The 9,377-nt window shown below is 63.4% G+C and carries 11 protein-coding genes; 7 read left to right on the top strand and 4 right to left on the bottom strand.

The features are described from left to right. The first annotated feature begins 333 nt into the window (after nucleotides 1-333). The 3 genes from C4K38_RS12675 to C4K38_RS12685 all read left to right on the top strand — a co-directional run bounded on the left by C4K38_RS12675 (nucleotide 334) and on the right by C4K38_RS12685 (nucleotide 2,943). Nucleotides 334-738 (top strand): TraR/DksA family transcriptional regulator, encoded by a 405-nt coding sequence (locus C4K38_RS12675; protein ID WP_007923643.1) that lies wholly within the window; start codon nucleotides 334-336, stop codon nucleotides 736-738. A 603-nt stretch (nucleotides 739-1,341) separates the two neighbouring features. Continuing rightward, nucleotides 1,342-2,565: a methyl-accepting chemotaxis protein gene (locus tag C4K38_RS12680; RefSeq protein ID WP_414860345.1), complete on the top strand. Its 1,224-nt coding sequence runs from the start codon at nucleotides 1,342-1,344 to the stop codon at nucleotides 2,563-2,565. Between the two features lie 159 nt (nucleotides 2,566-2,724). Next, nucleotides 2,725-2,943: a hypothetical protein gene (locus tag C4K38_RS12685; RefSeq protein ID WP_053278671.1), complete on the top strand. Its 219-nt coding sequence runs from the start codon at nucleotides 2,725-2,727 to the stop codon at nucleotides 2,941-2,943. 20 nt (nucleotides 2,944-2,963) lie between these two features. Here the strand turns inward: C4K38_RS12685 and C4K38_RS12690 are convergent, their stop codons facing one another. Further along, nucleotides 2,964-3,356, bottom strand: coding sequence for a hypothetical protein (locus tag C4K38_RS12690; protein WP_053278672.1), 393 nt, complete (start codon nucleotides 3,354-3,356; stop codon nucleotides 2,964-2,966). Between the two features lie 66 nt (nucleotides 3,357-3,422). Next, the gene (locus C4K38_RS12695) at nucleotides 3,423-3,653 is read right to left on the bottom strand and encodes a hypothetical protein (protein ID WP_016701793.1); all 231 of its coding nucleotides are present in this window, start codon (nucleotides 3,651-3,653) and stop codon (nucleotides 3,423-3,425) included. Between the two features lie 545 nt (nucleotides 3,654-4,198). On the opposite strand from C4K38_RS12695, the gene C4K38_RS12700 reads away from it, so the two are divergent. The 3 genes from C4K38_RS12700 to C4K38_RS12710 all read left to right on the top strand — a co-directional run bounded on the left by C4K38_RS12700 (nucleotide 4,199) and on the right by C4K38_RS12710 (nucleotide 5,978). Continuing rightward, nucleotides 4,199-4,648, top strand: coding sequence for a hypothetical protein (locus C4K38_RS12700; protein ID WP_031286381.1), 450 nt, complete (start codon nucleotides 4,199-4,201; stop codon nucleotides 4,646-4,648). Continuing rightward, nucleotides 4,645-4,842 carry a hypothetical protein gene (locus C4K38_RS12705; RefSeq protein WP_053278673.1) on the top strand — a complete coding sequence of 66 codons (198 nt, stop codon included), beginning with the start codon at nucleotides 4,645-4,647 and terminating at the stop codon, nucleotides 4,840-4,842. The genes C4K38_RS12700 and C4K38_RS12705 overlap by 4 nt, the downstream gene beginning before the upstream one ends. A 119-nt stretch (nucleotides 4,843-4,961) precedes the next feature. Beyond that, the gene (locus tag C4K38_RS12710; protein ID WP_053278674.1) at nucleotides 4,962-5,978 is read left to right on the top strand and encodes an ABC transporter substrate-binding protein; all 1,017 of its coding nucleotides are present in this window, start codon (nucleotides 4,962-4,964) and stop codon (nucleotides 5,976-5,978) included. A 120-nt stretch (nucleotides 5,979-6,098) separates the two neighbouring features. On the opposite strand, the gene C4K38_RS12715 is transcribed toward C4K38_RS12710, so the two are convergent. Then, nucleotides 6,099-8,234 carry a TonB-dependent receptor gene (locus C4K38_RS12715; RefSeq protein WP_053278675.1) on the bottom strand — a complete coding sequence of 712 codons (2,136 nt, stop codon included), beginning with the start codon at nucleotides 8,232-8,234 and terminating at the stop codon, nucleotides 6,099-6,101. A gap of 89 nt (nucleotides 8,235-8,323) precedes the next feature. Further along, complete coding sequence (locus C4K38_RS12720) at nucleotides 8,324-8,713, bottom strand: DUF2946 domain-containing protein (protein WP_053278676.1); 390 nt, start codon at nucleotides 8,711-8,713, stop codon at nucleotides 8,324-8,326. A 97-nt stretch (nucleotides 8,714-8,810) separates the two neighbouring features. Here C4K38_RS12720 and C4K38_RS12725 point away from each other — a divergent pair, with 97 nt between their 5' ends. Beyond that, a complete protein-coding gene (locus tag C4K38_RS12725; RefSeq protein WP_053278677.1) occupies nucleotides 8,811-9,248 on the top strand; it encodes a DUF3995 domain-containing protein in 438 nt (145 codons plus the stop codon). Nucleotides 9,249-9,377: the final 129 nt, after the last annotated feature.

Below are 9,377 nucleotides of genomic sequence, written 5' to 3' on the forward strand. Positions count from 1 at the left end.
TTAGACGCGCCATACTCCACAGCAACGGCAGGCCTTTTTCGGGCCTGCCGTTGCCGTTTGTCTTCTAAAAGACCCCGGCCGATGGAATTTCTTGTTATAAACGCACTCCGATAACCGCCGCCAAAGCCAACCCTGGCGGGCTTTCAGGGCTTGTCGGACAAATTCGATGTCATTTCAGTTGCTGAGGCCTCAAACGGGCCTTAGACTGCCGCCCCTCGTAAATTGAGTGCCGGGTGGCGCTTGGAATGTATGGCGCCTTTCCGATGCCCCGAAAGGGGGCACGGAAAACAGCTTTAATTCGCCTTAATGCACGTATTTTTTATAGAGAAATCAATGACAAAGGAAAAGTTGCTGGCCATGCCGGCGGATGACTACATGAACGCCGAGCAGCTGGCTTTTTTCACTGAGCTGTTGCAGGCGATGAAGGTCGAAACCCACGAGCGCATCGAACAGAACCGAATCGCCATTGAGAGCCTGGACACCCCGGCCGACCCTGCGGACGCGGCTTCCGTAGAGGAAGAGCGGACCTGGCTGGTCAACGCTATCGACCGCGACCAGCGCATGCTGCCGCAGCTGGAGCAGGCCCTGGGCCGTATCGGCGACGACAGCTTCGGCTGGTGCGACGACAGCGGCGAGCCGATCGGCCTGAAACGCCTGCTGATCAGCCCGACCACCAAGTACTGCATCGAAGCTCAGGAACGTCACGAGCAGATCGACAAGCACCAGCGTCAGGCCTGATCGCCAAGACTTCTCCCCTCGCGGGCAAGCCCCACCCCAAGGTCGCCACTGCACCTGGGATGGCGGGCTTGCCCGCGAGTCGTTTCCGGGCGCCCTGAAAGCCCCCGTGCATTTCTATTGATCTGCTGCAAACCTGCGACTAATGGACCATGGATAATGGCTTTTTAGTGGCGTTCAATGCAGAGCAAATAATTAGAAAAGCATGGGGTATTCCAGATGACGCAAGACGGATCTTTGTCGGCTGCCATTGCGCAACCGCTGTCAGTAGCCCAAAACACCCGGCGCTGGTGGGGGCCAGCCCTGCAAAGCGGCGCCTTGCTGCTGGTGTTGTATGCCCTGTCCCAGGGGCTGCTTTCTCTCTACCTCGCCGTGCCGCTGATGCTGCTGATTGTCTGGCTGCCGCGCCTGGTCGCGCCCAAGACCGTGACGCCGGCCAGCAATGTCGGTAATGGCGAGATCGCCGCGCTGACTCGCGACCTGTCCTACAGCACCAGCCATAACGCGCTGTCGGCCGCCGGCGTGGCCTATTCGGTCCGGCAACTGGCCGGGCGGGTGCAATCGCAACTGGACTCGGCGGCGCGCATCGTCAGCAGCGCCGAGGCGATGATCCACACCGAGCAACTGGCCGCACAGCTCAGCCAGCAGGCCCTGAGCGCCGCCAGCGAAGCCCATCGCAGCAGCGCCGAAGGCAGCGTGGTGCTGGGCGAGTCCATCACCCGCATGCACCGCCTCAGCCAAAGTGCCAACGACAGCCGTGAACTGATCGAAGCCTTGAGCCAGCGCAGCGAAGACATCCAGCGGGTGGCGCTGGTGATCCAGTCGATCGCCAGCCAGACCAACCTGCTGGCGCTGAATGCCGCCATCGAGGCGGCGCGGGCCGGGGAGCATGGTCGTGGGTTTGCCGTGGTGGCCGATGAAGTGCGCGGCCTGGCCGGGCGCACGGCCACCGCCACCGATGAGGTTGGGGTGATGGTCAGCGATATCCAGCAGCGCACGGCCCAGGTGGTGGAACAGATCCGCCAGCTGTCCAGCGACCTGAACACCGGGGTGGAGCAGGTGGAGTCCACCGGCCAGCACCTGCAGAACATTGCCCGGCTGGCGGCCGGGGTGGAAAGCCAGGTCGGCGAGATCGCCCGCGGCGCCGAGACCAATCGCCAGCAACTGGACAGCCTGTTCCATGCCGTGGAGCAGGTGCGCGGCGACCTGGCGGTGAGCGACCAGCAGACCCGCAGCCTGGCCGAGGCGGCGGTGCAGATGGAAGGGCAGGCGGAAATCATCAGCGAGCGCCTGGCCGAGGTCGGCCTGGACGACTACCACCAGCGCATCTACGACCTGGCCCAGGAAGGCGCCCGACGTATCGCCGAACAGTTCGAGGCGGACCTTGCGGCCAGTCGCATCAGCCTCGACGACCTGTTCGACTGCAGCTACCAGCCGATCGCCAATACCCAGCCGGTGAAATACCAGACCCGCTTCGACCGTTATGCCGATCAGGTGCTGCCGGCGATCCAGGAGCCCTTGCTGGCGCGTCATGAAGGCCTGGTGTTCGCCATCGCCTGCACGCCCCAGGGCTACGTGCCGACCCACAACCAGGCGTTCTCCCAGCCGCTGACCGGCGATCCGCAGCTGGACACCTTGCACAACCGCACCAAACGCAAGTTCGAGGATCGCACCGGCATCCGTTGCGGCAGCCACCAGCAGCCGCTGTTGCTGCAAACCTACACCCGCGATACCGGCGAGCTGATGCACGACCTGTCGGTGCCGATCAGGGTCAAGGGCCGGCATTGGGGCGGTTTGCGCCTGGGCTACAAGCCGGAGCAGGGTTCTTGATAACCCGGACTTAACCTTGGGGTCGCCAAGATATGGCCGCTGGCCATTGTTACCGACCCCGCAACGAAGCTGTGCAAGGGATGGCTTTTTCCCAGCAGGGGAACTCATTAATATGGTCAGCATTGTTAGCTAGCTAACTAGTTGCCAGGAGAAGTCCTCATGCAAAGCAAAGTCGATGTCGCAGTGATGATTGGTAGCGGTGTACCGGCCACCTTTCGCGCGGTCGGGCTGAATGTGTGCTGGGTCGTGCTGGTCAATGGCGAGCGCCGCGGCGCGCCGTTCGCCAGCCGGGACGAGGCCGTGGAGTGCCAGGCGTCCTGGCTGGCCCAGCTGGCGCAGGACAGGATCGGACACCCGCTGTTCAGTCGTTCGGCCTGAGGGCGCAGGCACCCGCGCCTTCAGACCTCGCTGCCGATCACCGCGCTTTCGGCCTGGAACAGCGCCACCTGGGCCATCGACAAGGCGCTGCTGGCGGCCTGGGCCTGGGCCCGGGCGGCGGACAAGGCCTGCATGTGCGCATCGGTTGTGCGATGCCGGGCAGCGCTTTGCACCATCGCCAGGCGCTCGTTGGCTTTGCGCAGCCGCTGCTGCAATTGCTCGATCTGTTTGCGCAGCAGCTTGATGCGTTTCTTTTTCGCTTCGAGCACGCCGTCGGGGGCGGCGTTGCTCGCCCGGGTGATCGCTGTGCGCAGGTCAAACGGATCGCTCGCCGGGCTTTCGCTGCCCGCCGTGCCTGGCAGGGCGAACTCGGCCAGGGAGGGGAGACGGGCAGGTGGGTTGAGGTCGATCATCATGGCGCTCTTTATCGGAAGGCTCGCCAATATGTCGGTCGTGCGCGGCAATCCTTTACCCTGGGCTCAGAGGTTCAGGGCGCCCTGGTCGACGGCCTGCTTGAGGGCGCGGGCAGCGTCCTTGGCGGCGGCTTCGGCCAGTTCCGCGGTCTTGAACCAGCGGTCCTTTTCCACCTGGTGGTAGCGCACGGTGCGCAGCGGTGGCTTGGCGCGCATCACGATCACGGCCTGGAACTCGCCCTCGACGTCCCGGGCTTCGCCATGAATGAAAAACTCGCCTATATCGAATTCCGTCACGTCCGACTTTCCCCTGGAAAATATGCTGGTGAAGCCTGGCCGGTGGCTGGCTTCAAGGTCGCGGCAGTATGGCAGTTGTTGCCCGTCGATGGCTGAGTTAAGTCACGCAAGTGGCTGACCGGCAGGATAAAAGAGGTTTTTTCAGCGATTTGCTCATGCATGGGTTGCTCTGAATACATAAAGTTGCTCTAGAATTGCCCCGGCGGTCAGAGATTGATGTTTACCTGCAGCACTCCCGTCCCATGAAGGGTGACGAAAGGATCGTGAGGTTTTCCGATCGACAGTGAGTGCGCAGCTTTCTCGGCGGGTCGGAACCACTTTCTTCTGCGCTTGATGCGGGCCAAACGGTCCGGTAGTCCTTCCGGTTGTTCCTGGGAGGGGCGCTCCGGTGTTTGCGCCTACGCGTTGGCGAGTGGTGCTTTTTCAGATTGTTTTCATGTGGAGTCACGGCGCCGGTTCGGCCGCCTTTTTTGCTGTCCGTCGTTTACGCGGACAGAGTCATTTTCAGCTTCGGGGACCTTTCCTTGGCAGTAAGTAATCTTGATATGCACGCGTTGTTTGTCCTGGGCGATTTGCGCGCCAAGCTGGTCAAACAGTTCCAGTCACGTTTCGTCTACATCACCGAACAGACGCCGGAAGGCATTTATGTCGCCGAAATCGATACCGAGACGGCGCTGGTCGTGGACGACAAGCCGCGCCTGGAACTCAAGGTCGGCGATCATTTCCGCGCGGCGGTCCTGCCCAGCCGTGAAGGTGGCAAGTTCGAAATCCGTTTCCGCGAGATCAAGCTGACCGTCTACGGCCTGGGCGAATACGCCTTTGTCAGCACCGCCGACGGCCACGCCATCCTGTTCAAGGAAGGCCACAGCGTGGTGACGGTGTTCGCCGCCAACCAGCAGTTGCAGGAAGGCCTGACCAAGACCCTGAAAGCCGTGACCGGCAAGGCCGCCAAATGGCGCAAGGGTGAGTTGGTGAGCTTCAAGGCCAGCGAGTGAGTCGCGCCGAATTCCACCAGCAGCATCTTGAGCGCGCTCGCGCCGAGGCACAGCGCCTGTTCGAACGCAAGGCCGTGCTGCAAGGCGCCTGGCTGGCCTGGGTGGCCTCGCAGCTGTATGTCCTGAAACCGGCGGAATACGCCAGCATGGTGCGCCGCGAGTTGCAGCGCCTGCAGGAGCAGGGCGAAAACTGAAGTCCCCATCGAAAGCAGGAACCTCTACTACAGTCAGATGACTTGAATAGTCAGAGGCTTGCGGCCCAGGGCCGCAAGACCATCCTGCAACGCTGTGAACAGCCAAAGGGGCACCAGGCATGAAAGGACTGCGGACACTGCTGGGCGGCGCGCTGCTCGGCTTCGGTATTTTGCTGGCGCCCGCCGGCGCTTGGGCGGCACCGACGCCGATCCACTTCGCCGACCTGAACTGGGAAAGCGGCAGCCTGATCACCGATATCCTGCGCACCATCGTCGAGAAGGGTTACGGCCTGCCGACCGACACCTTGCCGGGCACCACCATCACCCTGGAAACCGCGCTGGCCAACAACGACATCCAGGTCATCGGCGAAGAGTGGGCCGGACGCAGCCCGGTGTGGGTCAAGGCCGAGGCCGAGGGTAAGGTGGCGGCCCTGGGCGACACGGTGAAGGGCGCCACCGAAGGCTGGTGGGTGCCGGAATACGTGGTCAAGGGCGACCCGGCCAAGGGCATCAAGCCGTTGGCGCCGGGTTTGCGTAGCGTCACGGACCTCAAGCGCTACAAGGACGTGTTCAAGGACCCGGAAAGCCCGGGTAAGGGGCGCTTTCTCAACAGCCCCATCGGCTGGACCTCGGAAGTGGTGAACAAGCAGAAGCTCAAGGCCTATGGCCTGACCGACAGCTATGTGAACTTTCGCAGCGGTTCCGGCGCGGCGCTGGACGCCGAGATCACTTCATCGATCCGTCGCGGCCAGCCGGTGCTGTTCTACTACTGGTCGCCGACCCCGTTGCTCGGTCGCTTCAAGCTGATCCAGCTGGAAGAGCCGCCGTTCGATGCCGAGGCCTGGAAAACCCTGACCGACGCCGAGCACCCCAATCCACGCCCCACGCGCTCGCTGGCCTCGAAGCTGTCCATCGGCGTGTCCACGCCGTTTCAGAAGCAGTACCCGCAGATCGCCGAGTTCTTCGGCAAGGTCGACTTGCCGATCGAGGCGCTGAACAAGGCCCTGGCCGAGATGAGCGAAAAGCACACGCCGCCTCGGGAGGCGGCGCAGGCGTTTCTCAAGGCGCATCCGCAGGTGTGGCGGGCGTGGTTGCCCGGGGATGTGGCGGATAAGGTCAGTGCGAGTCTTGACTGAAGACGCTGTGGTGAGGATGAGATCGCTATCGCGGGCAAGTTCCGCTCCTACAGGCTGATGTCGTTCACGATGGAACGAACGACGTGACCTTTGTAGGAGCGAGGCTTGCCCGCGATGCTTTTAGAAGCGGCTTTGTACCGCCAGTTCGAAGGTCCGTGGCGTACCCAGGTAGTAAGCCGGCGAGACATGGGCGAACCTGGCGTAGACCTCGTCGGTCAGGTTGCGCACCCGCCCGGTGATTGAGGTGTGGTTGTCGAGCTTGTAGGTGAGGAAGGTGCCGTACAGGGTGTAGGAGGGCACGGTCAGGGTGTTGGCCGTGTCGGCGTACACCGAGGCCACATAACGCGCATCGACCCCGGTCTGCCACTGCGGCGCCAGGTCATAGGTCAGCCACAGGTTGCCGACCCGGTCCGGCACGTTGGTCGGGGTATTGCCCTTGCGTGACACCACCACGCCCGCGGCGTTCTTCTCGGTGAACTCGTCGTACTGCGCGTCGACCCAGGCGAAGTTGCCCTCGAACAGCAGCTTGGGGGTGACCCGCAGCGAGCTGGCCACTTCGATGCCCTTGGAGGTTTGCTGGCCCACCGGGATGCTCAGGGTCGGGTCCTGCGGGTCCGTCACCGCGAAGTCCTTGCGCTCGATGCGGTAGGCCGCCAGGGTCGCCGAGCCGCGGCCGTCCAGGTAATCGAACTTGCTGCCCACTTCCCATTGCTTGCCCGTGGAGACATCGAAGTCCTGGGTGCTGTTGTTGGGCTGCTCGGCGGCGGTGCTGTACTGCACATAGACGTTAGCGCTGGGGAGGAACTGGTAGGTCAGGCCGACCCGGCCGGTGACCGGCTCCCAGCTGCGCTTGAGGTGCCGTGGGTTGCTCGCGGTCACCAATCGGTGGTTGGTCACGTCCAGGTCGATGTCGTCGTAGCGCAGGCCGGTGAGCAGCGCCAGCTGGTCGGTCAGGGCCAGGCGATTCTCGACGAACAGCGCCTTGGTGGTGACCTCGTTGGTCTTGTCGGCGACAAAGCCCTGGCGGGTGCCCGGCAGGTCGTAGAAATGCCCCGGCTGGTAGTTGTTCGGGTCGACACTGTTGGCCGCCTTGACGTTCAGCGGCGAGTTGGTGGTGCGGTTGACCTTGTACTCGAAGCCACCGGACCAGGTGCTGTCCAGGCCGAAGATCGAGGTGTCGTGGCGCAGCTCGAACTGGTTGCCGTTCTGCTCGCCCTGATGCCGCACCTGATAGGCCGTGGAGCGGTTCACCGCGCTGTTGTCGGCGTTGTACTGGTAGGTTTCCAGGTTGCGGTAATCGCGCTGGCTGTCCAGGTGATAGAGGGTGTTGCGCAGGCTGGTGCTGTCGTTGATCCGGTAGTCGAGGATCGAGCGCACCCAGATCGTGCGCTGCTCGTAGCGGCCGTCCTCGACGTTGTAGTTGTTGAAGCGGTTGTGCTTGTCGATCTTCAGCTCGCCGGCCTTGGGGTTGAGCACCGGGGTGCCCCAGTACGGGCTGTCCTCGTGTTCGTCCTGGTATTCCAGGGCCAGGGTGTGGGACAGGTTCGGCGTCAGGTCGCTGAGCAGGGAGAACGCCATGCTCCAGGCATCCCGTTCCTGGCGGTCGATGTAGCCGTTGCTGGTGTTGTGGCTGACGTCGAGGCGGGCGTAGTGCTGCACCTCGTCGCCGGCTTCGCTGAGGGCGTGGTTGAGGCCGAAGGCGGTTTCCGTGGTGTCGTAGCTGCCATAGCTGACCCGGCCCTCGATGGCCCGTTCCTGGCGGTCGGCCAGCTTGGTCACGTAGTTCAGCGAACCGCCCACGGAGCCGGCGCCATTGACCAGTGAGGAGGGGCCGCCGAGCAGCTCGACCCGGTCATAGATCCACGAGTCCACCGGTCGCGCCAGGCCGCTGGACACATTGATGCCGTTGAACATCTGGGTGATCTGGCTGTTGGTGAAACCACGGTACGAGATGAAGCCGCCGAACCCCGGCGGGGCGCTGGCATTGACCCCGGGCAGGGTGTTGGCGGCGTCCTGGAAGTTCTGCGCGCCGCGCCGCTCGATGTCGTTGCGGTTGGCCACCGCCACCGAAGCCGGGGTCTCACGGACGCTCAGGCCCAGGCGCGAGGCCATGCCGCTGGACTGGTCGAGGGCCAGGCCGGGTTCTACAGGTTGGTCGCCGTCGATGGTGATCGGTGCCAGGTCGACGCTGGATTGCGCCCAGGCATTAACGGACAGGCAGCCGCACAGGCTGGCCAGCAGGGGAATGTGTTTCATCGGTACATCCTGAATTCTTGGCTAGGAAGCAGCCCACGAACAAACACCGTGCATTGGCACGGGGCGGGCTGATGACAAGGGCGGAAGACTCAGGCGAAGGCGGGCGGCGCGCGCGGGTGGGCCGCGGGCCAGGTGAAGCGGGCGGGGATGTCAGCGGTGGAGCGGGGCGCCAGCGGCGGGCTGTGGTGCTGCGGCAGGATCGCCAGGGTCAGGCTGGAATTGAACGCCGGGCCCATGCCGCCGGTGGAACACAGCGGGCAACCGAAGGCCTTGGACAGGGTCGGCAGCGATTCGTCGACCGGGTTGGAGGAGACCGGCGCCTGGGTGCGCGGGTCCACCGTACAGAACTGGCCGCCGATCCCGTTGAGCTGCTGGCCGACCATTTGCCCGTGGCCGATGCTGCAGGCGAACACATTGAACAGGACGCAGCAATAGAGCATCCAGGCAATGAGCGAGCGATCGGTTCGGGCTAATTTCATGGGGCGGCACTTTACCATCGCAGGCGACGAACGTACTTACAAAAACGCGTGAGGGGGTCCATTCTTCAGCAACATTTTTTGCCATGGATGTTTGCATATGAATGTTTTGATCGCGCAATGGATGGCAGGAGCCTTCCTGCTGATCAGCCTGATCCACCTGTACTGGGCCGCCGGCGGCAAGCGCGGCAGCGAGGCGGCGATCCCCCAGGTGCCGGGCAGGACACCGGGTGAGCTGGAGCCGGCGTTCAAACCCTCGGGGTTCGCCACTCTGTTGGTGGCGGTGGGCTTGCTGTTGATCGCGATGCTGGTATGCCTGCGGGTGGGCCTGTATTTGCCGACGGTGAGCCACCCGTCGTTGCAATGGGTGATCAGCGCGATGGCCCTGCTGATGTTCGCCCGGGCCATCGGCGACTCGAACCTGGTGGGGTTCTTCAAGGAGGTCAGCGGGTCCAGGTTCGCCCGGCTGGACACCCTGTTCTATTCGCCGCTGTGCGTGGTGCTGGGGGCGGGGTTGTTGGTGGTGGCCTGGAACTGAGTTGCTGAATGTTTAAAAGCATCGCGGGCAAGCCTCGCTCCTACAAAAGCCGCGTTGTTCATGTCATCGAGAACGATGCGACCCTTGTAGGAGCGAGGCTTGCCCGCGATGGCGTCTATCCAGGCGCTG

The sequence above is a fragment of the Pseudomonas chlororaphis subsp. piscium genome, from assembly GCF_003850345.1.
GTDB classification, from domain to species: Bacteria; Pseudomonadota; Gammaproteobacteria; order Pseudomonadales; family Pseudomonadaceae; genus Aquipseudomonas; species Aquipseudomonas piscium.

Excerpts from the sequence above, each read along its gene's own strand:
- C4K38_RS12725 (WP_053278677.1), top strand. The coding sequence starts at position 8,811 with ATGAATGTTTTGATCGCGCAATGGATGGCAGGAGCCTTCCTGCTGATC.
- C4K38_RS12700 (WP_031286381.1), top strand. The coding sequence starts at position 4,199 with ATGCACGCGTTGTTTGTCCTGGGCGATTTGCGCGCCAAGCTGGTCAAA.
- C4K38_RS12720 (WP_053278676.1), bottom strand. The coding sequence starts at position 8,713 with ATGAAATTAGCCCGAACCGATCGCTCGCTCATTGCCTGGATGCTCTAT.
- C4K38_RS12675 (WP_007923643.1), top strand. The coding sequence starts at position 334 with ATGACAAAGGAAAAGTTGCTGGCCATGCCGGCGGATGACTACATGAAC.
- C4K38_RS12685 (WP_053278671.1), top strand. The coding sequence starts at position 2,725 with ATGCAAAGCAAAGTCGATGTCGCAGTGATGATTGGTAGCGGTGTACCG.
- C4K38_RS12680 (WP_414860345.1), top strand. The coding sequence starts at position 1,342 with ATGATCCACACCGAGCAACTGGCCGCACAGCTCAGCCAGCAGGCCCTG.
- C4K38_RS12715 (WP_053278675.1), bottom strand. The coding sequence starts at position 8,234 with ATGAAACACATTCCCCTGCTGGCCAGCCTGTGCGGCTGCCTGTCCGTT.
- C4K38_RS12690 (WP_053278672.1), bottom strand. The coding sequence starts at position 3,356 with ATGATCGACCTCAACCCACCTGCCCGTCTCCCCTCCCTGGCCGAGTTC.
- C4K38_RS12710 (WP_053278674.1), top strand. The coding sequence starts at position 4,962 with ATGAAAGGACTGCGGACACTGCTGGGCGGCGCGCTGCTCGGCTTCGGT.